The sequence below is a fragment of the Streptomyces sp. NBC_01216 genome, assembly GCF_035994945.1.
Taxonomy (GTDB): Bacteria; Actinomycetota; Actinomycetes; order Streptomycetales; family Streptomycetaceae; genus Streptomyces.
In genome coordinates this window covers 3,165,463-3,190,750 of the sequence record NZ_CP108677.1, presented here as the reverse complement: position 1 = coordinate 3,190,750, position 25,288 = coordinate 3,165,463, and the positions used below count along the sequence as shown (strand labels likewise).

The following is a 25,288-nucleotide window of genomic DNA, read 5'->3' as shown; positions in this document are numbered from 1 at the left end:
GTAGCCGTAGCCGTAGCCGTGGCTGCGGCCCGACGCGCCGGGCCGGTGCGTCGTGCGGCCTCCCCGGGCAGGTGTCAGACCTCGACGAGCACCGTGAACGGGCCGTGATTCGTGAGCGAGACGCGCATCTCGGCTCCGAACCGGCCCGTCTCCACATGAGCGCCGAGCTCACGGAGGCGGGCCACCACCTCGTCGACGAGGGGCTCGGCGACCTGGCCGGGCGCCGCCGCGTTCCAGGTCGGACGGCGGCCCTTGCGGGCGTCCCCGTAGAGGGTGAACTGCGAAATCACCAGCAAGGGCGCATTCACGTCGGAACAGGATTTCTCTCCCTGAAGCATGCGAACGGACCACAGCTTCCTGGCGAGCTGTGCCGCCTTCTCCGGTGTGTCGTCGTGGGTGACCCCCACCAGCACACACAGCCCCTCGCCGACGATCTCGCCGACCGTTTCCCCTGCGACGACGACGCTCGCGCCGTCGACCCTCTGCACCACTGCTCGCATACGGACCAACCTACCGACCGAATCGTCAGGGGCTGAACGGGTGCAGAGCGCCTGCACGTGCACGTGCGGAGTGGCACGATGCCTTACAGGCGGTGCGGATCCGCACCGGTCGAGGGGACGAATCACATGAGTGCACCTGGCGCCGGGCAGACGCCGTCCGGCCCCGTAGAGCTGACCCGGGCCGCCGCGGCCATACGACCACCTGTCCAGCGGTCGGCCGAGCCCGCCCTGCCGGAACGGACGACACCGGACATCACCACCCTGCGCCTGTCGGAGCTGCGTGCCCTGCGCCGTGACGCCCAGGGCGACGAGGCCGACCTCAGCTACGTCCGCCGGATGCTGCAGGGCCGGATCGACATCCTGCGGGCCGAGCTGGCCCGTCGTACGGACCCCGAGACACCGGTCCTCGACCGGCTCTCGGAGATCCTCGCGGACGCGCCATCCCGGCTGCGGACCTCGGCGCGGCACGTGACGCTGTCGACGCCACGTGGCGAGGAGTACCGCAGGCTCGCCACGGAGATGCTGTCGGAGGTCGAGCTGTCGGACCTGGCGGCCCGTACGGACGAGGAACTGCACACGGGGATGGGGCGGCTCGCCGGCTACGAGCAGCAGGTCTCCCGTCGGCGCCAGCAGCTTCAGCGGACGGCCGACGACTGCAGCGCGGAGATCGCCCGCCGCTACCGCGAAGGGGAAGCGCAGGTGGACGACCTGCTGACCTGAGGTCCGCCTTCCCGGGGTGGTTCCGACATCCCGGGAGAGGGGCGGGGCGGCCGCTCCGCAAGGTCCGGTGAAACCCGAGTGCGAGCGGCGGGGAAGGCGGCATAGCCTCGGAGAATGAGCCTTGAGGTGCGTGTCGTCGCCGAGTCCGAGTACGGCGGCTGGCTGCGCGCCGTCCACACGGGCTTCCTCCGGCCGCCCGTCGTCACGGACGAGGAGGTCGCCGACCGGCTGCCCCACGTCGACCTCTCCCGTGTGTACGGGGTCTTCGACCGCGGGCGGGTCGTCGCCACCTTCCGTTCGTTCACCCAGCAGCTCAGCACGGTGGGCGGCGGCAGGCTCGTCGCCGACGCCGTCTCCGGGGTCACCGTCTCCGCCACCCACCGCAGGCGTGGTCTGCTCAGCCGGATGATGGCCGACGACCTCGCCGCGGCCAAGGAGCGGGGCGACGCCGTGGCCACGCTCATCGCCGCCGAGTATCCGATCTACGGCCGGTTCGGCTTCGGCCCGGCGTCGTGGACCACCGAGTGGACCGTCGACGTCCGCCGCGCGGGCCTCGACCCGCGTCGCTCAGGGCGCCCGGAGGACGGCGGACGGATCGACTTCGCCGACGGAGCGGAGATCCGCCGCATCGGCCCGGTGCTGCACCGCAGGCTGGCCGGCGTCCGGCCCGGCGTCGTCGAACGGGACACCCGAGGCTGGGACGTCGTCACCGGACGTCACTTCCACACGGAGCCGTGGACCGAACCCTTCTACGCCGTCTACCGCTCCGAGTCGGGCGTGGCCGAGGGCTACGCCGCCTACGTCTGCGACGACCGTTGGGAGGACGGCAAGCAGCCGTTGAACACGGCCACCGTCAAGGACCTGATCGCCGTCACCCCGGCGGCCGAACGGGCCCTGTGGCGGTTCCTGTGCTCCGTCGACTGGGTGACCCGCGTCAAGTCCGGCCTCCGCGCCCCCGACGACCTGCTCCCGTTGCTGCTGCCCGACCCGCGCGCCGCCCGGGTCACGACGCACGCCGACATGCTGTGGGTCCGCGTCCTGGACGTCGTCCAGGTCCTGCGGAACCGGGCCTACGGATCCTCCGGCACCCTCGTCCTCGAGGTGCGGGACCATGACGGTCTGGCCGGCGGGCGCTACCGTCTCGACGCCGGACCCGACGGCGCCGACTGCACGCGCACCACCGAGTCCGCCGACCTGGCCCTCGACGTGGCCGAGCTGGGCACGCTCTCGCTCGGCGACGAGTCCGCGGTGCGGCTCGTGGACCTGGGCCGGGCAGAGGAACTCACACCGGGCGCCGCCGCACGCGCCGACACACTGCTGCGGGCCGCCCGCCGGCCGTGGTGCCCCGACGTCTTCTGACAGGTCCGCCGGGTGGCGGCAGCGGCGGAGAACTCAGCGGCGCGGGGCGATCGTCATCCTCCCAAGTAGCGAACCCCTCCGGTGGCGGCGGGACGTACCCAGCCTGGCGCCAGCACGAGTACGAGCGGCTGCTGCTCGGCGCCAAGAAGCACAGCTCCCGGATGTTCCTCCGCCCCGCCGTCGACGCCCTGGCCGGAGCCGCCGTACTGCACGCGGCCGATCGCCTCCTGCGACTGGACGAGGCACGGGCTTGCGACGCACTGGCGCCCTTGAGGGAAGCCGCTGCTTCCCGCGCTACGGCGCTCACCAGCTATCTGCGGCACCTTCCGGGGAGTTGCCTCCCCCTCCAGCTGGCCCTCACCTCGCGCGCGCCACGAGGAGCGGGCAGGCAGTGACTTGCCGACGCACTTCACGAGCGGGAGTGCCAGCGTTCGCGGCATGTAGCTTGAACGGCACGGCGCGCGGCAAGCTGGCATCTACCGACATCGCTCCCGAGTGACGACTCGAGAGCGGACGAGGGGCGTCGGACGATCAATCGACGACCCCATGTACCTCATCGTCGAGACGCCTCTCGATGGCGGCCAGGCGTTGATTCACCTTGAGCAGCTCAACAAGGATCGCCTCCAGTTGTGATGCCAGGGGTGCCTGTGCGTGGTGGACCTGTGTATCGGCCTCCAGCTCGGGGGCACGAACGAACACGCCCCGGCCTTGCTGAGGACTTACTAGCCCCTCGTCGCGGAGAACCCGAAGGGCGTTCTGAGCGGTCATCAACGCGGTGCCGAACTCCTTCGCGAGCTCCCTGCCGGACGGAAGCCGAGAGCCGGGCTCGAGCCTGCCGTCCAAGATCTGCTCACGTAGAGCAGCGGCGATCTGCAGATAGGCGGGGCGCGGATCGTCTGGGCTTAGCTCCATGCGGTGATCCTAGTCGGCCTAGGTCAGTCTACTTGCCGACTACTGGTCACCTAGGTAAGGTTGATTGAACTAGTTCGACCTGTATCGGATACATGGGTGCCGATCGTTAGCTGTGTGCCCCAGTGAGTCCGCGGTGCAGCGGCGGAATCAAGGGATACTTGAGCGGAACTTGGAGGTATGAATGACGATCTTTGAGCAGGACAGCATCTTCAGCGCTACAGAAGACGGCCCGACGTCGATCGTTCGGAGTTCGATCCCTGCGGTGACAGCGCTGGAGACGGCTTTCCCTGCCGGGATCGTGTCGGCCGCGGCCGAGCGGGAGTCCTGGCGCAAGGAGGTGCACCGACCGGCCACGCACACTCACAAGTGGTGGGCGCAACGCCTTGGCTCTGTTTTCCGTGGGATCCTGGCCGCAGCTGTTGCGCAGGACGAACAAGATGCCATCGAGTGCTACAGCAATGCGCTTCGGCTCGAAGGTCTTATTGTCTGCGACCCCTTTGCCGGCTCCGGCACGACGCTCGCGGAGGCAGCAAAGCTCGGTGCGCGAGTGATCGGCAGGGACATCAACCCGGTGGCGACACTGGTTCAGCGGCAGGCGCTGGCTCCTTGGGATCGGACTCGACTGGACCGGGCATTTAAGCAAGTAGAGTCTCAGGTCCGCTCTGAAATCGATCAGTTGCACAGGGATGAGCGTGGTCGGCCCGTCCTCTACTACTTCTGGGTCGCCCTCGCCCAGTGTCCCCAATGTCCTCCCGACGTGCCGCCCGTGGAGCTATTCAGTCGGTACGTCTTTGCTCGGCATGCCTATCCGAAGAAATATCCGGCCAGCAAGGCGACGTGTCCGCACTGTCACGCCATTGCAATCGTCGATGTGGTGAAGGATAAGCAGCTGACATGTCCTGCCTGCAACCAGGTCTCAGACCTCGTTGGCCCGGTAAACCGCGCGACCATGACTTGTTCTCAGGGTCACGCGGCCAAAGTCATCGACGCTTTGGGGGGGCAGCCTCCGCAGCTCCGCATGTATGCGAAACAAGTGCTTGATGCAGACGGATCACGGCTGTACGAACCCATCGACGACTTCGACCTCGCGCTTTACGCGAAGGCTGAGAAGCTGCTTGAGGAGCGAGGCGAGGAGCTCGTACTGCCAGCCGGCACATTGGATGACGGCCATAACACCCGACAGGCCATCCGCTGGAACTATCGCGAGTGGCGTCAGTTCTTCAACGCTCGTCAGCTCTATAGCCTTGGGTTGCTTGGCAAGGCTATCCGCGACCTTGAATCCGGACCGGAGCGCGAGGCGCTGGCCGCACTTTTCTCTGGCGTGCTTGAATTCAACAATCTCTTCTGCTCGTTCAAGGGTGAAGGGACTGGTGCCGTCCGGCACATGTTCTCCAACCATGTCCTAAAGCCCGAACGGACTCCGCTCGAAGCGCATCCCTGGGGTACTTCCGCATCCTCTGGCGCCTTCTCGACGCTCTATCAGTCTCGTATCATCCGCGCGTGGGAGTACAAGCGTGCTCCGCATGATCTCGTGCCCGTGGGCGATAACTCGGAGCGCGTCTTCGGGCTGTCGCATCCTCTTTCGCTAGAGATCGGTGACGCTGAGTCCTTCGATCAAGGGAGAGCGAGTGCGTACGTTCACTATGGATCATCGGCATCCTTCGACCTCCCGGATGCATCAGTAGATCTGGTCATCACCGACCCCCCTTTCATGGACAACGTCCACTACAGTGAACTCGCCGACTTCTTCCACGCATGGCTTCGGCAGCTCCAGCCATTCGAGAGCTACCCGGCAGACTCCAACACCACGCGCCATGCAGAGGAAGTCCAGTCCGCAGATCCCGCCGAGTTTGGCCATGCCATTGCCGCAGTATGGAAGGAGTGTGCCCGACTCCTTAGGTCGAATGGTCTGCTTGCGTTCACCTTTCATCAGGCTCGAATTGCGGGATGGGTTGAGCTGGTCAAGGCATTGGAGAACGCGGGACTGGTAATTACCGCAGTGCAGCCTGTGAAGGCAGAAATGAGCACGAGCACCATTAAGTCAAGTGCGGCCGATCCGTCGAACCTGGATTCGATCGTCGTGTGCCGGCTGATCGGACACGTGGGGCCCGAGGGGTGCTCGGTGGAGGCAGTGAGGGAGCGTGCCATTATCGCGCTGCGTGAGTGCAAGGAGGCTGGCGTCAAGGTCGGGTATGCGGACGTCGAATCCGTGGTCAGGGGCTCTGTCCTCGCACTGCATACCGTTCCCGGAAACTCGCTGTCCGTCGAGGAGTTGGCGGCGGAAGCCGGAGAGGCGGTCGCCGCAGCCGCCGCCGCTCTCGACGTGCGTTCTAACCGAGGGTGAGTGTTCGCAGATTGATCTCGAACCGGCCCCGCTGAGCCGTCTCCTCCTTTCGCTTCGATGGCTGCGGGAAGGGGTCGTGCGCGATCTCCTCGACCGGGGGAGACAGTTTGGCAAGCCGGTAACAATGGAAGAGCTCGGACACCCCTGGTGAGACGGTACGGGTCATGTCGCGTACGTGAGCGAGGGACGGGTCGTCTGCAAGGTCATTGCGCTCACTGATGAAAGTTGCCGCACCGAGCATCCATTCCCAACCGAGTGGGTTAGAGAAGAGCAGCATCGGCCTTACCCGGTTCGCTCCGTCACCGTATGTACCAAGTCCAATCTGCTTGGTGCGCGTTCCCGTGATGCGGTCATAGAGATCCACATCTTTATTTAGAGCAGCACCGGCCACCAGGACCATCGAATGCACTTGCACCATGCCACCCTCTTCGTTTCCCTTAAGAGCGACAAACAGGTAGAAGCCAGGGATGCGGATCTCGTTGCCGTCCTCGGCGTAAACGCGGACGGTTGCGCAAGGCGGGGTGCTGTTGTAGTCGAGACCCGTGGAACGGGCGGGCTTCCCGTTCTTGCCCAGGTCGACCTTCTTGACCTCGAGGCCGAAGATCGCCCGGGGGTCGTAGTCGACCCCACCTGCCCTCAGGAGCTCGTACTCCTCGGGCCTCGCAATGACAGCGTCGGGGCTTACCAAGGGTTTGTCTGCCCGCAGAACAATCACCTCCGCCGGCAACTGTTCGTGGAGAAGATCGGTGACGTACTCATCGAACGGGTCATCCTGGGTGTTCCGCTTGTCCCGCAGATGGAAGGGAACCGAACGTCCCCGATCGTCGAAGAACGCCTCCGAGAGAATCGTGAAGGCCATCGTCGGCAAGTCTCCAGGGCGGACCCTGTCGTTCGCATCTGAGCTCATGACGTCAGGGGTAGCACACGGATGCGCCGACCCACAGGGTGATGATCACAAGTGCTGCGGGCGACCTGTCGGGCGGCGTGTCGCTTCCCTGCGGCCAGGATGGCACCTCGATGAGCAGGAAGTGGCCAGGGCCGGTCGCGCGCAGACTGATGGTGCTGGTCAGCGTGAGGGGAACCTCCACCACCGCCTCCGGAGCGTTCTCGGTCACTTCACCCAGGGGGCCATGCATCGCTTGAAGGCATCACGTTCCGTCTCCAGCTCCCGGATCCGCTTGTTCTTCTCCCCGATCTCCCGGCGCAGCCGCTCCAGCTCGGCCCGCTCTGCCTCCCGCACCCGACCGCTACCGCCACCGCCACTGGCGGCTGTCGGTTGTACGAGCCGGTCCGAGGACGTCGTCCCGTTGCGCCGCCACCGCGACACCCAGCTGTGCGGCGTGCCCGGGTTGATCCCGAGCTCCTCGGTGACGTCCCCGGCCGACCTCCCGGTCTCGACCACGATGCGCACCGCGCCCTCACGGAACTCGGTGTCGTACGGCGGCTTCTTCTCGCGGAGCCTAGCTGGCAAGCGGCGATCGCTGCCGTGCGGGCCACCCCCGACGCTCACCGGGCCCCGTCAACCATTCACGGTGTCCTGTCGCAGCGCAGGTGGCAGTTGACGTGACGCTGACTTGCATAGGTGCCAGATGTTCTGGGACTGCGGGCCGGTGACTATCTCAAACGATCTGGCTCTCGCGGAAGTGACGAGGGCGCCAGGTGGCCCGTCCGTTGTCAGTGGTGCCTGGCAGGGTGCTCTTCGTGAACCTTGAGAAGTTCTGGGAACTCGTGGAGACCTGTCGCCGCCAGACGCAAAGCAGAGATGCACGACTTACATGGCTTCGTGAGGATTTGTCGCGCAGGCCGCTGGAAGAGATCGTTGAGTTCCAGATGTGCCTGGACCAAGTGACCCGTCAGGCTTTCTCCTGGGAACTAGTGGCTGCGGCGGAGCGGATCTTCGGTGGCCGGTGTTCGGATGACGACTTCTGCTACTTCGGCCTCTGGATGGTCGGGCTGGGCAAAGAAGCCTTCGGGCGAGCCGTGCTCGACCCTGATGCTCTGGCTGACACTCCTGATGTCCTGCGCCTGGCGGGGCGAACTTGGAGGTCCTGGGGCGATGACTGGCCCGGTTGGGAATCGCTCGACTATGTGGCGTTGGAAGCATTCGGGCTTGTGACTGGGGATCCCGACGAGTGCGGGGATGCCTTCTATGCGGCGGTGCGGACCCGGCGGGGCGAGCACGCGGTCGGCCAGGGCCCGGCCGGGAAGCGCTGGAACGTCTGGGATGAAGAAGAAGCGGCTCGCAGGCTGCCGAGGTTGAGCATCATGTTCCCGCTCAGCGCCGACGCATGAGGCGCGACGAGTAGGCATTGTTGCTGAAGAGCGCCGGGACTTTGGTGTTCTCAACGGGCTTGCTTCCACGGAAGCGTGTGCAGGTCAGCTGCCTTGCTCTTCCGTGAAGCTGCCCATGGTCTCCCGCAGGCGGCGCCGTGCTGCATCCAGACGCTCCGCGTAGTCAGCGGCGAAGATCCCGGGAAGCGCCTTGTCCAGCATCCCCGCGAGCTTGTGGATCGGGGCCCAGGCGGCTGGGTCGTCAACCAGACGACTGAGGTCCGTCATCTGAACTCGCTCCAGCCAGTCCGAGAGGACGAGTGCCTCGTCGGGGGTGAGCTTGATGGTGATCTCCGTGCCGTCCACGAGTCGAACTTAGCCCGGAGCCTCACGGAAGTCTCGTTCGCGATAGAGACAGAAGCGCCGGTAGAGGGGGTCCTGGGTTCCGAGGGTGGTGTAGATCCGCGCGAATCGTCGGCTCAGCTCGGCGGTCGTCGCAAGATAGAGCTCCTTGGGATCGAGGGCAGTGGTGGGCGGGTCGAGGATCAGGTGCGTCAGCACCACGACTTCGGGGAACGCCGCGAGGTGGCTGCGGTCCTCAGCCGAGATCTTCTTGCTGACCGCGAGAGCTTCGACTCGGTCGAGGCGGTCGGTCCACTCCTTTCCAAGATCGATCGGCATTCCGGAGGCGGACCAGTCCTCGACGATTCTCCGTGCCAGGTCGAGGGCTTGTCGGACCTGGCGGTGACGGCGGGCGAGCTGGTCGAGTCGACGCTGGGCCTCGATGACTTCCGGCAAGGAGACGAGCGGGATGTCGTGAGTGGAGCGGGTCCAGAGCTGATGCCGCAGGCAGAGGTGGACGTGGGCAGGCGAGAGGGTGATGACCACGGAAGCGGTGAGGCTGCGGCGGGCTGTGCAGCAGCGGCAGGGGCGGCTGATCAGCTGTTCCGTTCGCCGCCCGGGAGCATGCGGGCTGAGGAAGTCGGCGAGCGCGGGCAGGGCCCGGGCGAGCTGGGACGTTGGGCGCCCGGAGAGTGTGGCCAGGCGTTCAGGCGAGTGGGGAGTCCAGCCGGCCGTGGTGTTGCTGAGCGGGGAGAACTCCAGCGGCAGCGGTCCAAGGAGGCGGGCGAGGAAGCCCGCGGGACGGTTGTTGGCGACGGCCAGGCGGTGGAGATAGGAACCGACGGTCTCGTTGTGGATGGGCCCGAGAGCGATGGGCAGCTGACGAAGTTGGTCAGGCTGCGTCGACATCCGGCCTCCGGCGGCGGGGGCGACGGTTGCGGCGGTGTTCCTGGCGGGCGTCCTCGGCAGTCTGGTCGACCTCGATGGTCTCCAGAGTCTTGCGGGTGATGGCCTCGCTGCCGTTGATGATGGCCTCAAGGGCGGCGCCGCGGACGAGCTGGGAGAGGCTGCCGATCGCGCCGTCAGTGCGTTCGTGGAGGTAGCCGTCGAGTTTGACCAGGCTGCCGGGCTTGTGCCGGTGGAGTCGCAGGGCGTCTTCGAGCGAGGCGACCAGGTTCCGCCAGTTCTGCCGCTGCCCGGTGGTGCCGTAGGCGAACGGTTCGGTCTCGGTGACGGTGTATCGGCCAGCGATCTGCTGACCCCGGACCCCGCTGAACAGGCCGCTCGCGGCGACGTCGATGCCGGCGAGCACGAAGGTGGCGGGGATCCGCTCGGACAGGTATTTGAGCTGGTCGGAGGCTTCGGCCCCGGTCTGGGTGGCGAGGTTGAGGTTGTGGATCTCGTCGACGAGCGCGAGTTCGACACGCATTTTGATCAGCAGGTCGCAGACGGCGTTGGTGATGGAGGTCTGGGTCTCCTGCCGGACGACGGGAAGGCCGAGGAACCGGGCGAACTCGATGGCGAGCATCTTCGGGGTGGCCCGGGGCGGGACGGTGACGTAGACGACCGGCAGTCGCCCTGCGGCGGCCGAGCCGAGCCGTTTGCGGACCAGAAGTTCATGGTTGCGGCCGAGCTGGGCGATGGCGGTCGTCTTGCCGGTCCCGGCCTGGCCGGTGACGATCAGCCCGCGGCGGCCGGAGATCTGGTGCCGGTTGAGCAGGACCAGGCGCCGTCCGGTGGTGAACACGTTGCGGACGGTGGGGGTGGCCACGATCACGAGCCGGGAGTGGTAGTCCAGCCGGGGCTCGTTGTAAGCGAGACGCTTCTCCTCGGTGAGGGCCTTGAAGGCCCGTGGCGAGAGCATGGCCGGGCAGACCGGGGCGTCGTCGACGAACTGTCTCCAGCCGTCCTTGGTGGTCAGCGGGTTGTGCTCGTCGTCATGGGTGTCAGGCGGAGTCACCACAGCGGGTTTCCTTCCTCTTCCAGGGGGTTGAAGACGCCGAACGGGGTGACCGGCGCATCCTCCGGCCCTTCGGTCTCGCTGTCGTCCGCATCGGCGGACCGGGCAGGCGGGAGTGTGGGCCGTGCGGGGGCCTCAAGGGATGCCCGGGTGCGGGCCATGACCTGTTCCGATCCGGCCGGCGGCTTTCCCGACCTGCGCAGAAGCTTGGCCAGGACCTGGGCGATGGCGGTCTCGCTGGTGTCGTCGCGGCCTTGGTCGGCGAGAAGTTGGCGTGCGTGGCGCCAGGTGAAGTCGGCGAAAGGGGCCCGGACCATGGGCAGGTGTGTCCACAGGGCTTCGATCCATCGGCGGCTGTCGCTTCGCCGTACCCAGACGCGGGAGACGTCGTAGGGGTCGTAGTGGACCTCCCACAGATCCTGCTTGCCCGTCACCCCGGACGGCTGCCTTCGTAGCCGGTTGAGCTCGGGGCTGTCGTAGGTGCGGTAGTTGACCTTGATGCCGTAGTCGTTGACGGCCCTCCAGACCGCGGGTAGCAGCTCGATGTAGTCCGCCGCCGACAGAGCGACCGGCAAGTATCCGGTGCGGGCGACGGCGATGGCGTACGACTCGTTCGGCGACAGCGTCCGCCCCGCCATATAGGGGTTGCGCAGACCCTCGTGCGGACGCTGCTGCCAGCAGATGATCCACTCGTCCAGGAGATCCTGGAGCTGGGCGAGGGTCCAGACCGCCTCGGAGGCCGGATCGCTGCCGCGACGGGTGACATCGGAGCCGGTGTAGCCCGCGACGTACTGGCAGAACAGTGAGTTGATCGACGCGAACGTCCTCTCCACGATCGCCTTGTCCGTCGGGGTCCTGGGCCTCGCGAGCTGCAAGGAGATCCCCAGCAGCGAGCAGGCGGAGGAGAACGTGTCGGAGACGAACACCTTGCCGTGGTCGATGACGATGGTGTCCGGGACGATGACCGGCTTGGCCGCGGCCTTCTCCAACCGCGTGTCCACCGCCATGAGCCGCTGGTGCGGCAGGACCGAGTCCGACATCGCCAGGGTCTGGCTCCAGCCCGGCCGCATCGGCTCGGGAACCAGCATTCTCGCCAGCAGCACCGCGGCGTCGACGCCTTTCGTGCCCGCGGGCCTGAGCAGGGCCGCGCAGATCGTGCGTGTCGTGACATCGACCGCGATCGTCAGTTCCGGGCGGGCCACGACTCCGTCGTCCAGCACCGCCATCACGTCCAGCCGCGTGGAGTCGATCTGCACGATCTCCCCGGGGCGGGCGGCCATGGAGGGAGTGAACGGCCCCACGGGCCGACGCGCTCGCTGGCGGCGGACCGTGGCCGAACCGAAGGACTCGTTGTTCCTGGCGAGGCTGTTCACCAGCCGGTAGAAGGTCGCCCTCGTCGGCAGGAGCTTCACCGCTTCCTCGCCGTGCTTCGCGGCGAGGATCTGCTCGGCCCGCAGCATGAGCCGCTTGCGATCCCCCGTCGAAAGGTCCGTCTGCCCGGCCAGGGCCTCGGTGACCGCCTCGACGACGCGCTCGTCCGTCCTTCCCGTGCCGGGGACCGGGGCCGGCGGTTTCCGGGACCGGCCGTCCACCAGCCCCCACAACCCCTCGGCCTCGTAGCGCTGCCGCATCCGCAGAAAGGTCCGCTTGCTCATCTGCTGCCCGCCGGCCGCCAGCTCGGCCACCTTCGCAGCTTCTCGCTCCATCAGCGTCCGCCAGGCCGGGTCGTACTCAGGCCGAGGAGACGTGCCTTCCGGAGCATCCGGAGGCAGCCCGGTCAGTACTTCCACCACGTGCTGTTCCCAGAACCGGGCCTGCTCGACGGCCGCCGTCGGCAACGCGTCCACCAACGCGAACGGCGGCAGGACTCGTTCCGGAACCGCCTCCGGCCCACGGTCCAGCACCTCGAAATCGGCGGCCGCCATCACGTAGCCGGCAGCCATGACACTGGTGTCGCCCTCGTCGCTGAGCAGCCGCAGGGTCATTCCATCCAGGCCGATGATCTGCTGGTTGTGGCCCTCGAACCGAATCCGGTCCCCGACCCGCAGAACCCCGCGTGGCGCCAGTTCAGCCATGACTCGCCGCCGCGCGGCCGATCACGGCGCCGTCTCCCAACGGCACCGACAGGTCAAGACGCAGGTCACCGCACCACAGCAGGTGGTAGAGCGTCGGCAGGACGGACAACGGGTCCCCCACTGCCTCGGCGCCGTCCATGAGCAACCGCGGGTCATCAAAGGCGTCCATGAGGCGTTTCGCGACGTCGCCGACCCGGTTGCGTGGATGCCGGTAGCCAGACAGCCAGCGAACGTTGGTCATCTCCACCGGATCGGGCTCGTGCACCAGGGCGAAGGACCAGCAGCCCATCTCCTGGCATATCGCTTCGGTCGCCGAGAACTTCACCGCGTCCTCCGGGCCGACCCGGTCCGCCGGCCGGACATCGACGACCAGGCCCGAGCCGTCCTCCAGCCGTGCAAAGTAGTCCGGCGTATGCGAGATCCGGTGCTTCTCCCCCTGCCATGTCACCCGGAACGGCTGCGAGGCCAGCCCCACCACCCTCCGGTCATGGTCAAGGAGCATGGCCCGGTCCCGCTCCAGCCACGACTCGAACCCCACCAGCGACTGCGTCGTCGCCGCCCAGTACCAGCCCGTGAAGTGCCGCTGCCCGCGGTACGACGTGAACCGCCGCACCGGAAGCACCGACTCGAACCGAACCCGGGACACCGCCTCCAGCACGGACCTCCGCAGCCCGCCACCCTCACCATCAGCCCACTCGACATCGACCAGACCCAGATCCATCGCCACCCCCGGCTCCGCGTACCTGCCGAAACGACCGTGACAGGTACCGCGAGAACCAGACCAGGAAAATGAGATCAAACCCCACGTATGGGGCAAACGTCGCCGCTCAGCGCGCGACACACTGAGAATCCGACAGCGCGAACGAGAAGCGGTGAGAATCCGACAGCTTCAATGCGACAGGACACACGGGCCAACTCACCGCTCGGCGACTACGGCCGACTGGTGACAGAAATCCCTGCGAAGTGACAGTTATCGCTGCGAGTCACACTCGGTCACACGTGACCCGGCGCACTATTGCAAGCAGGTGCTTGCAATAGTTAGCGGAGGGTGGCATCTTCGGAGGCATGGCATCACTGAACGTCGGCAGTCTCGGCGAGTACCTCCGCGAGCAGCGGCGCACCGCGCAGCTGTCCCTGCGGCAGCTCGCGGACGCCGCGGGGGTGTCGAATCCGTACCTGAGCCAGATCGAGCGAGGTCTGCGCAAGCCCAGCGCCGAAGTGCTGCAGCAGGTCGCCAAGGCCCTGCGGATCTCCGCCGAGACGCTGTACGTGCGGGCCGGGATCCTCGACGAGAAGGAGCGGGAGGAGCTGGAGACGCGCGCCGTCATACTGGCCGATCCCTCGATCAACGAGCGGCAGAAGCAGGTTCTGCTCCAGATCTACGACTCCTTCCGCAAGGAGAACGCCGCCGACGCCGCCGCGGGCCCGGTCACGGACTCCGCCGCCGGAGCGCGGCAGGAGTCCGGGCCCGAGGCGTCCGACGCCCCTGACGCCGCCGGGCTTCCCGACGCGCCCGGGGCCGGGCGTCCGTCGACCTCGCCCCAGCCGTAGTCCAGTACGTACACATCCGGGAGGACCACACCCATGGCCATCATCGAAGAACTGCGTACCCCGCTCTACTTCGCCGCCGGCACCGCCGACCTCGCCGTCCAGCAGGCCAAGAAGGTGCCCGGACTGATCGAGCAGATCGCCGCCGAGGCGCCCGCCCGGATCGATGCCGTGCGGAAGACCGACCCCAAGGCCGTGCAGGAGAAGGTGTCCGACCGCGCGAAGGAGGCGCAGGCCACCGTGACCTCGAAGTTCACGGAGGTCGTCGGCACCCTCGACACCGACCTGAAGAAGCTGGGCGAGACCGCCCAGGACCTGGCGCTGCGCGGTGTCGGTGTCGCCGCCGAGTACGCGGTCAAGGCGCGTGAGAAGTACGAGGAGGTCGCCGCGCACGGCGAGGAGACCGTCAAGTCGTGGCGCGGTGAGGCGGCCGAGGGCATCACGGAGATCGCCGTCGTCGTCGAGCCGGACGCCGAGCCGGAGCCGCGTGCCGCGGCCGAGGAGCCGGCGGCCAAGAAGGCGCCCGCCGCCCGCAGGGCCCCGGCCCGCAAGTCGCCGGCCAAGAAGGCCCCCGCCGCCACGGAGAAGTAAGGCGGGGCACCAATCAGGGTGCCCGGTGCGTTGTACCGGGTACCTTGGCCGCGAGGCGCTCCAACCATTCACGAGGCGGTGCTCAGTATGTTGCGCGACGGGTTCGATTCCATCCTCTCGCTGGTGATGTGGCTGGTCTTCATCGGCTTCGCTGTCGCCTCGTTCGCGATCGCGGCGACGGTGCGCGAGGACGCCTACCGCGCCGCGGACAAGAAGACCAAGAAGTTCTGGTTGATCCTGCTGGGTGTCAACCTCGCGCTGAACCTGCTGCTGCCGGGGATGCTGTTCCTGCAGATCGCCGGCCTCATCGCGGCCATCGTCTTCATGGTGGACGTCCGTCCGGCCGTCCGGCAGATCTCGGGCGGTGGCGGCGGCCGGCGGGGCGGCTCCAGCAGCGACGGGCCGTACGGGCCCTACAACGGCGGGCGCTGAACCGCCCGCCGTCCCGGCACCGCGCCGGTGACCGGCGGGCGGTCGAGGCGCGAGACCCGAACGAGGGCCCGGGGGCTATCCCCGGGCCCTTTCCAGTGCCAGCACCGCCACGTCGTCCGTCAGCTCCCCGCCGTTGAGCTCGCGCACCTCCGTGACCGCGGCCTCCAGGAGGTCCTCACCCCGCAGGCCTGAGGCCAGCTGCCGGTTGATCATGTCGACCATGCCGTCCTGACCGAGCCGCGGCGATCCGGGACCCGCCGAGCGGCCCTCGATGAGGCCGTCCGTGTACATCAGCAGGCTCCAGGCCCCGCCCAGCTCCACCTGGCGGCGCGGCCAGCGGGCGCGGGGGAGCAGCCCCAGCGCCGGGCCGCCGTCCTCGTAGGGCAGCAAGCGGGCGGGCCGGCCCTGCCGGGCGATCAGCGGGGAGGGGTGTCCGGCCAGGCAGAGGCCGGCCCGGCGGCCGTCCGCTGCGATGTCGACCGTGCAGAGGGTCGCGAAGATCTCCTCGCTTTCCCGCTCGTGCTCCAGCACCTTCTGCAGTGTCGAGAGCAGTTCGTCCCCGCACAGTCCGGCGAAGGTCAGCGCCCGCCACGCGATCCGCAGCTCGACCCCGAGCGCCGCCTCGTCCGGGCCGTGCCCGCAGACGTCGCCGATCATCACGTGCACCGTGCCGTCCGGGGTGCGGACGGTGTCGTAGAAGTCGCCGCCGAGCAGCGCGCGCGAGCGGCCGGGCCGGTAGCGGGCGGCGAAGCGCAGGTCCGAGCCGTCGAGCAGGGGGGTGGGCAGCAGCCCGCGCTCCAGGCGCGCGTTCTCCTGGGCCCGCAGCCGCGACTCGGCCAGTTTCACCTGCACCGCGTCCGCGCGCTTGCGCTCGACCGCGTAGCGGATCGCCCGGCTCAGCAGCCGTCCGTCGAGCTCCTCGCGGAACAGGTGGTCCTGTGCCCCGACGCGTACCGCCTCCGCCGCCAGCTCGGCGTCCGCCGAGGCCGCGAGGGCCAGGACGGCGTGGCGCGGCGCGAGGCGGAGGAGGTGCCGCAGTGGCGCCAGCGGGTCGTCGCAGGAGGCTCGGGGGCCGGGCAGGGCGAGGTCGACCAGGACGCAGTGCACGTCGTCGGTGAGCAGCCGCTCCGCCTCGGTGAGGTTGCGGGCGGTGCGGATGCGGACGCGGGTGCCGTCCGCGGCGAGCAGTTCGGGCACGGCGAGGGCACCCGCCGGGTCGTCCTCGACGACCAGCAGGGTGAGATCGGTGCCGGCCGCGGCGGTGGCAACGCCGGTCGCCGCAGCAGAGGCGATTCTCTGTCGCGGTACGGGTACGGACATCGGACCTGGTTCCTTCCCTCCCCCCGAGGGCAGGCAGGACGCCGAACGACGACCCGCCAGACCGGGACCATAGCGGTACCCCGGCGGGGAGCGGAATGGTGATCACGGGACGAGTACCGGGGAGCGGATGGCATATGCCGCGCATGGGGAGGTTGTCGCCCGCGGAGTCATGACGAACATCACGTGGCGACGGCCGCGCGGGACGGATGTGCGGACCGAAGGATTCCGTATACGGCTCCCGGCTCCCGGGTCACGGCCGGGAGTCGGACCGACGGACGTCCCGGACGTCCCGGACGTCCCGGGCGGGACGTCCGTCGGTCGGACGGGGCCCCGCCGGAGCCGGCGGGCGACCGTCGGCTCCGGCGGTGGACGGGCGGGAGCCGGTAAACGGCAGCGGAGACCGGACCGGTCTCGGCGGTGCCGTCACCCGGGGCGGACGACGCCCAGGATCGCCATCGAACCCGCGCCCGCCAGCGTCACGTTCCTGCCGGGTCGCGGGGCGTGCACGATCGTGCCGTCGCCCACGTACATCCCGATGTGGCTGGCGTCCTTGAAATAGACGATGAGGTCGCCGGGCCGCATGTCCTTGACGGCCACGTGCGGCAGCAGCCGCCACTGCTCCTGCGAGGTACGCGGGATGGACCTGCCCGCCGCCCCCCAGGCGCTCTGGGTCAGGCCGGAGCAGTCGTACGAACCCGGGCCCTCGGCGCCCCACACGTACGGCTTGCCGATCTGCGCGGTGGCGAACCGGACCGCCCGCTCGCCCTGTTCGGTCGCCTTGCCGTCCAGGCCCTTGAGGACTCCGGAGTCCAGCCAGGCGCTCTGGGCCCGGTTCTGCGCCTGCTCCTCCAGCCGCCGCAGCCGCGCCCGCTCCTCGGCCGCCAGTTCGGACTCGAGCTTCTTGGCCGCCTCTATCTTGGCCTCGACGTCCTTCTTCGCCTTGGCCTGCTTGACGCGGTTGGCCTCGAGCAGGGTCCAGTTCGTGCCCGCGTCCTTGGCGTAGGAGGTCAGCTCCGCCTGGGTGCGATCCATGTCCGCGAGAAGGTCCTTGGTGGCCTTCGCGCCCTGCTGGAGCCGCCCCGCGTGGTCGAGGAAGAGCTGGGGGTCGTCGGTGAGGACGAACTGGGCACCGTCCGGGAGGCCCCCGTTGCGGTACTGGGCGCGGGCCGCCGCCCCCGCCTGTGCTTTGAGCAGGTCGATCTTCTCGCGGCCGGCCACGATCATCCGGGCCAGCCGCACGATCTCCTCGGACTGCTCCTCGGACTGCTCCTCGGCGAGGTTGTAGGCGTCGGTGGCGACGGCGGCCTGGCGGTAGAGGGCGTCGATCTCGGCGCGGACCTCCTCGAGTGTCCGCTCGGGAAGCCGGGGCGCCTTCGCGGTGGTTCCCGGGCGCGGGGCGGGCGGCGTCGGGGCCGCACTCGCCTGGAGGGTCAGCGCGGGCGAGGCCAGCACCGTCAGGGCGCAGACCACGGTGAGCGTGGCGGTGGACCAGCGGCGTCGGTTCAAAGCTCCCCCTCGGACGGCCCCATCTGATTTACCGTCAGTAACTTGCTCGTGACCTTGGTGATAGTGCCATGCGAAACGTGAAAGCGACAGGGGATGACGAGGGGCGCGAGGCCGCTTTCCCCCCACGGGGACGCGATATCGGTGTGACACGTTCCCCTCGGCACGCCGATGAGGTGGTATATGACGGAAAGTCCGCTCGCCTTCGCGTCGCGCCCCGTGTCACGCTCGCGGGGCCAGTGCCTCCCAGCGCACGGTCACCTCGCCTTGCCGCCAACGCCGTTGTCCGTCCGTCAGGGGCCAGTCCACCGTCAGATCCCGCACGGCCCGGATCCAGCGCTGCCGCGCCCCGAGGGAGGCGTACGGCGCCGCGGCCGCCCATGCCCGGTCGAAGTCCCGCAGGAAGGCGTGCACCGGCTCGCCCGGCACATTGCGGTGGATGAGCGCCTTCGGCAGTCGTTCGGCGAGGTCGGAAGGGCGCTCCAGCGAGCCGAGCCGGGTGGCGAAGGTCACCGTCCGCGGCCCGGACCGGTCGAGCGCCACCCAGACGTGCCGCCGCCCGATCTCGTCGCAGGTCCCCTCCACCAGCAGGCCGCCGGGTGTCAGGCGCCCGCACAGGCGCGCCCACACCGCCGCGACCTCGCCCTCGTCGTACTGGCGCAGCACGTTCGCCGCCCGGATCAGCGAGACCTCGCCCCGCACCGGGATCTCGAAGCCGCCGTGCAGGAAGCGGAGCCCCTCGCGCGCGTAGGGCAGGGCGCCGGCGACCCTGGCGGGCTCGATCTCGATGCCCACGACCTCGGTGCGGGGGTCCGCCGTGCGCAGCCGCGTGAGCAGCTCGACGGCGGTCCAGGGGGCGGCGCCGTAGCCGAGGTCGACGGCGACGGGGGCCGTCGCGCTCCGCCGTAGTGCCGGTCCGTGTGTGGCGGCGATCCAGCGGTCCATGCGGCGCAACCGGTTGGGGTTGGTGGTCCCGCGGGTCGTCGTGCCGACGGGGCGGGTGGTGCGCGGGGCCATGGCCCGAGCTTACGGGCTGCCCCGTCCGCGCCGGCGGGCGTGGCGCGGCAGCCGCGCCGGGGCGGTCTCGTCGCCTTGCCGGACCGCCGCCACGCCGGGGCCGCACGGCAATGAATTGGCAAAACGGAAATGGATGTGGGGATTCCGGTGTTCTGGCCTTCGGAGGGCGTCCGCGCCTCCCTTTCGGGATGCCCGGACCCGTCGTACCCGCAACATCCGTAGTGCCCGCAGTGCCTGTCATGCCGCGTACCCGTCGTACCGCGGTGACCGCTAGCCCTCGCTCCGAGCGGAAGGACCGTCGACGTGAGCCAGTACGTGTCCCGGCTCGCCGGCTCCCTGGCGACACCGCCCAGGCTCCGGCTCCCCGGCCGTCACCGTCATCCCCGTCGGGTGGCCATGCTCAGCGTCCACACCTCGCCACTCCACCAGCCGGGAACCGGCGACGCGGGCGGCATGAACGTCTACATCGTCGAGCTCGCCAAGCGCCTCGCCGCGATCAACATCGAGGTCGAGATCTTCACCCGCGCCACCACCGGCGGCCTCGCCCCGGTCGTCGAGCTCGCGCCCGGTGTCCTCGTACGCCACGTGGACGCCGGACCCTACGAGGGGCTGGCCAAGGAAGAGCTGCCCGCCCAGCTCTGCGCCTTCACCCACGGCGTGATGCAGGCATGGGCGGGCCACCGACCCGGCCACTACGACCTGGTCCACTCCCACTACTGGCTCTCCGGCCATGTCGGCTGGCTCGCCGCCGAACGCTGGGGCGTCCCGCTCGTGCACGCCATGCACACCATGGCCAAGGTCAAGAACGCGGCCCTCGCCGACGGTGACACACCGGAGCCCGCGGCCCGGGTGATCGGGGAGACACAGATCGTCCGCGCCGCCGACCGGCTGATCGCGAACACCGACGAGGAAGCCGACGAACTCGTCCGCTTCTACGAGGCCGACCCCGGCAAGGTCGCCGTCGTCCACCCCGGCGTCAACCTCGACCACTTCCGCCCCGCCGACGGCCGCGCCGCCGCGCGGGCCCGCCTCGGCCTGCCGCCGGACGCCTTCATCCCCGTCTTCGCGGGCCGCATCCAGCCGCTCAAGGCCCCCGACATCCTGCTGCGGGCCGCGGCCCTCCTCCTCGACCGGGACCCCTCACTGCGCTCGCGCATGGTCGTACCCGTGGTCGGCGGGCCGAGCGGCAGCGGCCTGGCCAAGCCGGAGGGGCTCCAGAAGCTGGCGGCCCGGCTCGGCATCGCGGACGTCGTCCGCTTCCACCCGCCGGTCGGCCAGGCCCGGCTCGCGGACTGGTTCCGTGCGGCTTCGGTGCTGGTCATGCCGTCGTACAGCGAGTCCTTCGGGCTCGTCGCCATCGAGGCCCAAGCGGCCGGCACCCCGGTCGTCGCGGCGGCGGTGGGCGGCCTGCCGGTCGCCGTACGGGACGACGTCACCGGTTTCCTCGTGCAGGGCCACGACCCGGCCGACTACGCCCGCGCCCTCGGCCGGTTCCTGGACACCCCGGACCTGTCCGCCAGGATGGGTGCCGCGGCGGCCCGGCACGCCGGTTCCTTCGGCTGGGACACGGCGGCCTCCGGCACGGCGGACGTGTACACGGCCGCGATGCACGACCACCGCCGTCGCGTACGCTCGCACCATGGCTGAGGACGTGGCTGAAGACGTACGGCGGGTCATCGAGGACACCCTCAAGGACGCCGAACTGGAGTGGGAGTCGCCCGAACCGGGCTCGTACGTCGTCAGACTTCCGGGCACACGGAAGCTGTTCACCACGCTCTCGCTGCGCGTGGGCCGCCACTCGCTCTCCCTCAACGCCTTCGTGGTCCGGCATCCCGACGAGAACGAGGCGGGCGTCCACCGCTGGCTCCTGGAGCGCAACCTCAAGCTCTACGGGGTGAGTTACGCGGTCGACGGCCTCGGCGACATCTACCTCGCGGGCAAGCTGCCGCTGGCCGCCGTCACGCCCGACGAACTCGACCGGCTGCTCGGCTCGGTACTCGAAGCCGCCGACGGTTCCTTCAACACGCTCCTGGAGCTCGGCTTCGCGAGCGCCATCCGCCGGGAGTACGAGTGGCGGGTCTCGCGCGGTGAGCCGACCCGCAACCTCGACGCATTCAGGCACCTGACAGAGCGTCCGGCTCCGGAGGGCCCCGCGTCCTGAGCGGCGCCCCTCCCCCCGAACGCCGTCTTCTGTCGCTGCCGCGCGATCCGTTCTCGCGCGATCCCTTCCCCGGCGATCCACTCCGTCCCGATCCGCTCCGTCCCGACCCGTTCGCCCGGCATCTTCCGCCCTGATCCATCACGTCGGCCTGATCCGTCGCGCCGCGCCGCCGCCGGGGCTTCACACGAGGACCCGGCCCGCCCCGTGACCTTGTGCGGGAGGCGCGTCCGCCGCCCGCCCGTACCCGTCCCGGCGGGTTCAGGCGCGGACGGACGAGGCCGGTGCGTCGGGGGTTCCGTCGGCTCCGGCCCGCTCGGTGGGCGGGGCCGTGGGGACCAGTGCGGCCGGCGGAGCCGACGGAGAGGACGCGACCGTGTCGCCGGGACGGCCGGGCGCGCCGTCCGTGAGGACCTTGCGGAGGCGGGTGAGGTAGCCGGCCGCCGCCGCGGCACCGATGACCGCGCACGAGGCCCAGAGCACGTCGGGCCCCGGCCCGTCGACGACCCAGCCGGCCAGGATCGGGGCGACGAAGCCGGCGACCGCCCAGGACATGCCCATCACGCCCTGGTAGCGACCGCGGGCGTGCGCCGGGGCGAGCTTGGCGGTGGCGGCGGCGTTGGTCGGGACGTGGATCATCTCGCCGATGGTCCAGACGACGACGGTCGCGGCGAAGGTCAGCGGGGTCCCGGCGAGGGCGGTGGCGCCGGTGCCGACGGCGAAGAGCAACGAGGAGACCGCGAGCAGCACGGCCGGCGAGCGCTTGTCGGTGACCTTGTTGACCAGCAGCTGGAAACCGACGATGACGACGCCGTTGACCGCGATGACCGCGCCGTAGGCGGCGGTGGACAGGCCCTGCCCGGTCATCGTCAGGGGCAGCCCGATCCAGGGAGCGGTGAAGACCAGGCAGACGAACAGGTTGAGCAGGAGCAGGGTGCGGAAGGGCGCGTCGCGCAGCACGTCGAGGACGCCGACCCGGCCCTCCCCGACGACCTTCCCGGCCGGGTCGCGGCGCGCCTCGGGGCGGGACTCGGGCAGGCGGAGGAAGACGATCAGGGCGCACAGGGCGGTGGCGACGGCGTCCAGGACGAACAGGGACCGGTAGCCGAGGAAGACCGCCGCGCCCCCGCCGAACGCCGCGACGGCGAAGCCGAGGTTGAGGGCCCAGTAGTTCAGTGCGTAGGCGCGGCGCAGATCGGACTCGGGGACCATGTCGGCGATGGTGGCGTTGATGGACGGCCGGACGCCCTGCATGGCGACACCCATCAGCAGCACGACGAGGGCGACCGCCCAGGGGTGGGTGACGACGGCGAGCGCGGTGGCGCAGGCGGCGGCCGCCAGGTGCATCGTGACCATGGTGGGCCGCCGGCCCCACCGGTCGGCGAGCATGCCGCCGAGAGGCGAACCGGCGACTCCGCCGAGGCCGTGGAGCGCGACGACGAGACCCGCGAACCAGGCCGAGCGTCCGAGTTCCTGAGTCAGGTAGAGGGACAGGAAGGTGAGGACGAAAGCGCCGGTCCGGTTGACCAGAGTGGACAGCCAGAGCCACCAGAAGCCACCGGGGAGACCGGAGACGGTCGCGCGGGCTGATCGTCTGAGCGAGTTGATGGACATGTGTGGCCGGCCCCCGTGTATGTAAGTCCCTCCAATGGCATGCGTAACTTACGCATCTCACGGGTCGGACGCCAGCGAATTGACGGTGGGGGTCAACTGTCGACCGTCGATTAGGCTCGGGCCATGGCCGACGCACCGTACAAGCTGATCCTCCTCCGCCACGGCGAGAGCGAGTGGAACGCGAAGAACCTGTTCACCGGCTGGGTGGACGTCAACCTCACCGAGAAGGGCGAGAAGGAGGCGGTCCGCGGCGGTGAGCTGCTCAAGGACGCCGGCCTGCTGCCCGACGTGCTGCACACCTCGCTGCAGAAGCGCGCGATCCGCACGGCGCAGCTCGCGCTGGAGTCCGCGGACCGGCACTGGATCCCGGTCCACCGCAGCTGGCGCCTGAACGAGCGTCACTACGGCGCCCTCCAGGGCAAGGACAAGGCGCAGACGCTCGCCGAGTTCGGCGAGGAGCAGTTCATGCTCTGGCGCCGCTCGTACGACACCCCGCCGCCGCCCCTCGAGGACGGCACCGAGTACTCGCAGTCCGACGACCCGCGCTACGCCTCCATCCCGCCGGAGCTCCGTCCGCGGACGGAGTGCCTGAAGGACGTCGTCGACCGCATGCTGCCGTACTGGTACGACGGCATCGTCCCGGACCTCCTGGACGGCAGGACGGTTCTGGTCGCCGCCCATGGCAACAGCCTGCGCGCGCTGGTCAAGCACCTGGACGGCGTCTCGGACGAGGCGATCGCGGGCCTGAACATCCCCACGGGCATCCCGCTGGCCTACGAGCTGGACGAGAACTTCAAGCCGGTCACGCCGGGCGGCACGTACCTGGACCCGGAGGCCGCGGCCTCGGCGATCGAGGCCGTGAAGAACCAGGGCAAGAAGAAGTAGCTCTCGTGATCATGCCCCCGACCCGCGTAAATGGCGCGGGGCGGGGGCGTTTTCACGGCCTGGGCCTTCTGTGGGACCTCAGCGCGGCGGGTCCTGCGGCGGGCGGAGTGCAGTGTGCTCCCGACTCTTGGCCTTCGGGATGACGCCCACCGACACTAGAGCGGGTTTCCGGTGGTCCTCATTCAGCGAGGTACGCCAGACATGGCCACCGTCGGGCCCGGTGAAGATCAGGCGCTTGGTGACGGGCTGGCCGTTCGCTCGCATCCACGGCAGCGTGATCTCGACGGGCGGGAACCGCTTGATGTGCTCCTTGAGCGCTTCCGCCACGGGATCGGGCAGCGGGACGTCACGGAGCTTGCCGCCCTTCGGGGGCGCGAACACGGCCTTGCTCAGGCTGAGCCTGAGCCGCTGCACCACGTGCGGGGTGCCGCTGTCGAAGTCCAGCTCATCCACGGACAGTCCGAGGATCTCGCCTTGCCGTAGGCCACAGCCGGCGCCCATGTCCACCATGGGCCGGAAGCGTTCGACCATGGCGGCTCGCATGGCGAAGACGCGTCCTGGGTCCCGGCGGCGGGACCGGCCCCCGGCGACGGCCGGGCGTCGGTCCGGTGGGGCAGCTCCCTCCCGCCGGCGTCCGGTCAGGGGAGGCGCGCGGTCCCGCACCGGCAGCCCACCGCGCCGGGGGCCGATCGGCGCCGGCGCATCGGGGGGCTCGTGAGTTCCGGACGTCCGGCGATCGGGCGCGTGGCCGGAAGCCGCCAGGACCGGCAGCGTTCGAACGTATTCACGGGTCCGGGGCACGAAAGATCGGTAGCGTCCGCCGTATGACCGCCACACTCCGTACGACCGCCACGCTCCGCCTGGAGAAGATCACACCCGAGAACGTGGACGCCGCCCTGAAGCTGCGGGTCCGGCCCGAGCAGGAGAAGAACGTCGCCCCGGTGGCACACTCGCTCGCCGAGGCGTACGCGCACGGCGCCGCCGCCTGGCCGCGACTGATCTTCGACGGTGACGAACTCGTCGGCTTCCTGATGGCCTTCATCGACATCCCGTGGGACCCCGAGCAGGACCCCGACGACCGGCGCAGCGGCCTGTGGCGGCTGAACATCGCGGCCGGCCGGCAAGGCCGTGGATATGGGCGCTTCGCCGTCGACGCGGTCCGCGAAGAGGTCCTGCGCACCGGAGGCCGCACCCTGTACGTCACCTGGGAGCCGGGGGAGCACGGACCCGAGGAGTTCTACCTGAAGCTCGGCTTCCGCAAGACCGGCGAGGTCTCCGGGGGCGAGACCGTCGGCGTCCTCGAACTGGCGGGATAGCGGCCGAGGAACCCGGCGGGGCCCGGACTTCGGGACCCGACAGGGAGGTTCCGGGAGAAGGGCCCCGCCCGGCTCGTCGGATACCCGGGCAGGGCCCCGTCCTCGGTGCCGCGGGCGGGCCCGCCGCATGCGGCGCTAGCCGCAGCAGCCCCCGCACTGGCACGGCCCGCCGGACTGGCAGCCGCAGCCGCAGCCCGAGCCGCACCCGCAGGCGCCGAGAACGGGCAGGTGATCCGCTTGGCGCGGCTCCTGCCGGGGGTCGGTGGTCGGGGATTCGGCCATGGGTCCTCCTCGAAGGCGTACGTCGCCTCTCCCCATTGCATGCCCAGCGGACCGGGCGCATCAACGGCGCACAGAGGTGCGACGGATCCCCGGACGCTCCGGACCGGGCCGGAACCTCCGGGGCGACGCGCCCGGAGGG

26 protein-coding genes and 1 pseudogene are annotated in these 25,288 nt (G+C 69.4%); 12 read left to right on the top strand and 15 right to left on the bottom strand.

The window, feature by feature from the left end; all coding sequences use genetic code 11:
- Positions 1–74: 74 nt before the first annotated feature.
- Entirely contained in the window at positions 75–500 is a 426-nt protein-coding gene (gene dtd / locus OG393_RS13880) for a D-aminoacyl-tRNA deacylase (RefSeq protein ID WP_327374972.1), read from the bottom strand.
- A gap of 126 nt (positions 501–626) precedes the next feature.
- On the opposite strand from dtd, the gene OG393_RS13875 reads away from it, so the two are divergent.
- The 3 genes from OG393_RS13875 to OG393_RS13865 all read left to right on the top strand — a co-directional run bounded on the left by OG393_RS13875 (position 627) and on the right by OG393_RS13865 (position 2,974).
- Entirely contained in the window at positions 627–1,220 is a 594-nt protein-coding gene (locus OG393_RS13875; RefSeq protein WP_327374971.1) for an RsiG family protein, read from the top strand.
- A gap of 114 nt (positions 1,221–1,334) precedes the next feature.
- Positions 1,335–2,579: a GNAT family N-acetyltransferase gene (locus tag OG393_RS13870; RefSeq protein WP_327374970.1), complete on the top strand. Its 1,245-nt coding sequence runs from the start codon at positions 1,335–1,337 to the stop codon at positions 2,577–2,579.
- A gap of 161 nt (positions 2,580–2,740) precedes the next feature.
- Positions 2,741–2,974: a hypothetical protein gene (locus OG393_RS13865; protein ID WP_327374969.1), complete on the top strand. Its 234-nt coding sequence runs from the start codon at positions 2,741–2,743 to the stop codon at positions 2,972–2,974.
- 136 nt (positions 2,975–3,110) lie between these two features.
- On the opposite strand, the gene OG393_RS13860 is transcribed toward OG393_RS13865, so the two are convergent.
- A complete protein-coding gene (locus OG393_RS13860; protein WP_327374968.1) occupies positions 3,111–3,491 on the bottom strand; it encodes a GntR family transcriptional regulator in 381 nt (126 codons plus the stop codon).
- Between the two features lie 181 nt (positions 3,492–3,672).
- Here OG393_RS13860 and OG393_RS13855 point away from each other — a divergent pair, with 181 nt between their 5' ends.
- A complete protein-coding gene (locus OG393_RS13855; RefSeq protein WP_327374967.1) occupies positions 3,673–5,835 on the top strand; it encodes a DNA methyltransferase in 2,163 nt (720 codons plus the stop codon).
- On the opposite strand, the gene OG393_RS13850 is transcribed toward OG393_RS13855, so the two are convergent.
- The 3 genes from OG393_RS13850 to OG393_RS13840 are packed head-to-tail and all read right to left on the bottom strand — an operon-like array spanning position 5,822 to position 7,306.
- Positions 5,822–6,694 carry a hypothetical protein gene (locus OG393_RS13850; protein WP_327374966.1) on the bottom strand — a complete coding sequence of 291 codons (873 nt, stop codon included), beginning with the start codon at positions 6,692–6,694 and terminating at the stop codon, positions 5,822–5,824. The genes OG393_RS13855 and OG393_RS13850 overlap by 14 nt on opposite strands.
- A 52-nt stretch (positions 6,695–6,746) precedes the next feature.
- The gene (locus tag OG393_RS13845; protein ID WP_327374965.1) at positions 6,747–6,950 is read right to left on the bottom strand and encodes a hypothetical protein; all 204 of its coding nucleotides are present in this window, start codon (positions 6,948–6,950) and stop codon (positions 6,747–6,749) included.
- Positions 6,947–7,306 carry a transposase gene (locus OG393_RS13840; protein WP_327374964.1) on the bottom strand — a complete coding sequence of 120 codons (360 nt, stop codon included), beginning with the start codon at positions 7,304–7,306 and terminating at the stop codon, positions 6,947–6,949. Before OG393_RS13840 ends, OG393_RS13845 begins: the two co-directional genes overlap by 4 nt.
- A gap of 230 nt (positions 7,307–7,536) precedes the next feature.
- On the opposite strand from OG393_RS13840, the gene OG393_RS13835 reads away from it, so the two are divergent.
- Positions 7,537–8,127 carry a DUF4240 domain-containing protein gene (locus OG393_RS13835; protein ID WP_327374963.1) on the top strand — a complete coding sequence of 197 codons (591 nt, stop codon included), beginning with the start codon at positions 7,537–7,539 and terminating at the stop codon, positions 8,125–8,127.
- Between the two features lie 84 nt (positions 8,128–8,211).
- Here the strand turns inward: OG393_RS13835 and OG393_RS13830 are convergent, their stop codons facing one another.
- From OG393_RS13830 to OG393_RS13810, 5 genes are read right to left on the bottom strand one after another with little or no spacing between them, the layout of a single operon-like run.
- Positions 8,212–8,472, bottom strand: a complete 261-nt coding sequence (locus tag OG393_RS13830; protein WP_327374962.1) for a hypothetical protein — start codon at positions 8,470–8,472, stop codon at positions 8,212–8,214.
- A 9-nt stretch (positions 8,473–8,481) separates the two neighbouring features.
- Positions 8,482–9,357 carry a TniQ family protein gene (locus OG393_RS13825; RefSeq protein WP_327374961.1) on the bottom strand — a complete coding sequence of 292 codons (876 nt, stop codon included), beginning with the start codon at positions 9,355–9,357 and terminating at the stop codon, positions 8,482–8,484.
- A complete protein-coding gene (locus OG393_RS13820; protein ID WP_327374960.1) occupies positions 9,341–10,411 on the bottom strand; it encodes an ATP-binding protein in 1,071 nt (356 codons plus the stop codon). The genes OG393_RS13825 and OG393_RS13820 overlap by 17 nt, the downstream gene beginning before the upstream one ends.
- Entirely contained in the window at positions 10,405–12,483 is a 2,079-nt protein-coding gene (locus OG393_RS13815) for a Mu transposase C-terminal domain-containing protein (protein ID WP_327374959.1), read from the bottom strand. Before OG393_RS13815 ends, OG393_RS13820 begins: the two co-directional genes overlap by 7 nt.
- The gene (locus OG393_RS13810) at positions 12,476–13,204 is read right to left on the bottom strand and encodes a TnsA-like heteromeric transposase endonuclease subunit (RefSeq protein WP_327378422.1); all 729 of its coding nucleotides are present in this window, start codon (positions 13,202–13,204) and stop codon (positions 12,476–12,478) included. The genes OG393_RS13815 and OG393_RS13810 overlap by 8 nt, the downstream gene beginning before the upstream one ends.
- 344 nt (positions 13,205–13,548) lie before the next feature.
- Here OG393_RS13810 and OG393_RS13805 point away from each other — a divergent pair, with 344 nt between their 5' ends.
- The 3 genes from OG393_RS13805 (at position 13,549) to OG393_RS13795 (ending at position 15,054) form a co-directional block, all read left to right on the top strand.
- Positions 13,549–14,034, top strand: coding sequence for a helix-turn-helix domain-containing protein (locus tag OG393_RS13805; protein WP_327374958.1), 486 nt, complete (start codon positions 13,549–13,551; stop codon positions 14,032–14,034).
- A 33-nt stretch (positions 14,035–14,067) separates the two neighbouring features.
- Positions 14,068–14,622 carry a hypothetical protein gene (locus OG393_RS13800; protein WP_327374957.1) on the top strand — a complete coding sequence of 185 codons (555 nt, stop codon included), beginning with the start codon at positions 14,068–14,070 and terminating at the stop codon, positions 14,620–14,622.
- 87 nt (positions 14,623–14,709) lie between these two features.
- Positions 14,710–15,054 (top strand): DUF2516 family protein, encoded by a 345-nt coding sequence (locus tag OG393_RS13795; protein WP_327378421.1) that lies wholly within the window; start codon positions 14,710–14,712, stop codon positions 15,052–15,054.
- Between the two features lie 75 nt (positions 15,055–15,129).
- Here OG393_RS13795 and OG393_RS13790 read toward each other — a convergent pair whose 3' ends face one another.
- The 3 genes from OG393_RS13790 to OG393_RS13780 all read right to left on the bottom strand — a co-directional run bounded on the left by OG393_RS13790 (position 15,130) and on the right by OG393_RS13780 (position 18,894).
- Complete coding sequence (locus OG393_RS13790; protein ID WP_327374956.1) at positions 15,130–16,374, bottom strand: PP2C family protein-serine/threonine phosphatase; 1,245 nt, start codon at positions 16,372–16,374, stop codon at positions 15,130–15,132.
- Positions 16,375–16,797: 423 nt separating this feature from the next.
- The gene (locus tag OG393_RS13785; protein WP_327374955.1) at positions 16,798–17,880 is read right to left on the bottom strand and encodes a C40 family peptidase; all 1,083 of its coding nucleotides are present in this window, start codon (positions 17,878–17,880) and stop codon (positions 16,798–16,800) included.
- 219 nt (positions 17,881–18,099) lie between these two features.
- Positions 18,100–18,894 carry a class I SAM-dependent methyltransferase gene (locus OG393_RS13780; protein ID WP_327374954.1) on the bottom strand — a complete coding sequence of 265 codons (795 nt, stop codon included), beginning with the start codon at positions 18,892–18,894 and terminating at the stop codon, positions 18,100–18,102.
- A gap of 303 nt (positions 18,895–19,197) precedes the next feature.
- On the opposite strand from OG393_RS13780, the gene mshA reads away from it, so the two are divergent.
- Together mshA and OG393_RS13770 are read left to right on the top strand one after the other, a co-directional pair.
- Positions 19,198–20,541 carry a D-inositol-3-phosphate glycosyltransferase gene (gene mshA, locus OG393_RS13775; protein WP_327374953.1) on the top strand — a complete coding sequence of 448 codons (1,344 nt, stop codon included), beginning with the start codon at positions 19,198–19,200 and terminating at the stop codon, positions 20,539–20,541.
- Positions 20,534–21,055, top strand: coding sequence for a YbjN domain-containing protein (locus OG393_RS13770; RefSeq protein ID WP_327374952.1), 522 nt, complete (start codon positions 20,534–20,536; stop codon positions 21,053–21,055). The genes mshA and OG393_RS13770 overlap by 8 nt, the downstream gene beginning before the upstream one ends.
- A gap of 258 nt (positions 21,056–21,313) precedes the next feature.
- Here OG393_RS13770 and OG393_RS13765 read toward each other — a convergent pair whose 3' ends face one another.
- Positions 21,314–22,666 carry an MDR family MFS transporter gene (locus tag OG393_RS13765; RefSeq protein WP_327374951.1) on the bottom strand — a complete coding sequence of 451 codons (1,353 nt, stop codon included), beginning with the start codon at positions 22,664–22,666 and terminating at the stop codon, positions 21,314–21,316.
- A 123-nt stretch (positions 22,667–22,789) separates the two neighbouring features.
- Here OG393_RS13765 and OG393_RS13760 point away from each other — a divergent pair, with 123 nt between their 5' ends.
- Entirely contained in the window at positions 22,790–23,551 is a 762-nt protein-coding gene (locus tag OG393_RS13760; RefSeq protein WP_327374950.1) for a phosphoglyceromutase, read from the top strand.
- A gap of 102 nt (positions 23,552–23,653) precedes the next feature.
- Here the strand turns inward: OG393_RS13760 and OG393_RS13755 are convergent.
- Positions 23,654–24,112, bottom strand: a pseudogene (locus tag OG393_RS13755) (tyrosine-type recombinase/integrase); the annotation flags it as partial.
- Positions 24,113–24,375: 263 nt separating this feature from the next.
- Here OG393_RS13755 and OG393_RS13750 point away from each other — a divergent pair.
- Positions 24,376–24,867: a GNAT family N-acetyltransferase gene (locus OG393_RS13750; RefSeq protein ID WP_327374949.1), complete on the top strand. Its 492-nt coding sequence runs from the start codon at positions 24,376–24,378 to the stop codon at positions 24,865–24,867.
- The last annotated feature ends 421 nt before the right edge of the window (positions 24,868–25,288 follow it).

What these genes read in the sequence shown, in the direction of transcription:
- OG393_RS13770 (WP_327374952.1), top strand. Translation starts at nt 20,534, where the DNA reads ATGGCTGAGGACGTGGCTGAAGACGTACGGCGGGTCATCGAGGACACC.
- OG393_RS13750 (WP_327374949.1), top strand. Translation starts at nt 24,376, where the DNA reads ATGACCGCCACACTCCGTACGACCGCCACGCTCCGCCTGGAGAAGATC.
- OG393_RS13860 (WP_327374968.1), bottom strand. Translation starts at nt 3,491, where the DNA reads ATGGAGCTAAGCCCAGACGATCCGCGCCCCGCCTATCTGCAGATCGCC.
- OG393_RS13815 (WP_327374959.1), bottom strand. Translation starts at nt 12,483, where the DNA reads ATGGCTGAACTGGCGCCACGCGGGGTTCTGCGGGTCGGGGACCGGATT.
- OG393_RS13870 (WP_327374970.1), top strand. Translation starts at nt 1,335, where the DNA reads ATGAGCCTTGAGGTGCGTGTCGTCGCCGAGTCCGAGTACGGCGGCTGG.
- OG393_RS13790 (WP_327374956.1), bottom strand. Translation starts at nt 16,374, where the DNA reads ATGTCCGTACCCGTACCGCGACAGAGAATCGCCTCTGCTGCGGCGACC.
- OG393_RS13800 (WP_327374957.1), top strand. Translation starts at nt 14,068, where the DNA reads ATGGCCATCATCGAAGAACTGCGTACCCCGCTCTACTTCGCCGCCGGC.
- OG393_RS13850 (WP_327374966.1), bottom strand. Translation starts at nt 6,694, where the DNA reads ATGGCCTTCACGATTCTCTCGGAGGCGTTCTTCGACGATCGGGGACGT.
- OG393_RS13805 (WP_327374958.1), top strand. Translation starts at nt 13,549, where the DNA reads ATGGCATCACTGAACGTCGGCAGTCTCGGCGAGTACCTCCGCGAGCAG.
- OG393_RS13825 (WP_327374961.1), bottom strand. Translation starts at nt 9,357, where the DNA reads ATGTCGACGCAGCCTGACCAACTTCGTCAGCTGCCCATCGCTCTCGGG.
- OG393_RS13760 (WP_327374950.1), top strand. Translation starts at nt 22,790, where the DNA reads ATGGCCGACGCACCGTACAAGCTGATCCTCCTCCGCCACGGCGAGAGC.
- OG393_RS13765 (WP_327374951.1), bottom strand. Translation starts at nt 22,666, where the DNA reads ATGTCCATCAACTCGCTCAGACGATCAGCCCGCGCGACCGTCTCCGGT.
- OG393_RS13855 (WP_327374967.1), top strand. Translation starts at nt 3,673, where the DNA reads ATGACGATCTTTGAGCAGGACAGCATCTTCAGCGCTACAGAAGACGGC.
- dtd (WP_327374972.1), bottom strand. Translation starts at nt 500, where the DNA reads ATGCGAGCAGTGGTGCAGAGGGTCGACGGCGCGAGCGTCGTCGTCGCA.
- OG393_RS13795 (WP_327378421.1), top strand. Translation starts at nt 14,710, where the DNA reads ATGTTGCGCGACGGGTTCGATTCCATCCTCTCGCTGGTGATGTGGCTG.
- OG393_RS13780 (WP_327374954.1), bottom strand. Translation starts at nt 18,894, where the DNA reads ATGGCCCCGCGCACCACCCGCCCCGTCGGCACGACGACCCGCGGGACC.
- OG393_RS13865 (WP_327374969.1), top strand. Translation starts at nt 2,741, where the DNA reads ATGTTCCTCCGCCCCGCCGTCGACGCCCTGGCCGGAGCCGCCGTACTG.
- OG393_RS13875 (WP_327374971.1), top strand. Translation starts at nt 627, where the DNA reads ATGAGTGCACCTGGCGCCGGGCAGACGCCGTCCGGCCCCGTAGAGCTG.
- OG393_RS13810 (WP_327378422.1), bottom strand. Translation starts at nt 13,204, where the DNA reads ATGGATCTGGGTCTGGTCGATGTCGAGTGGGCTGATGGTGAGGGTGGC.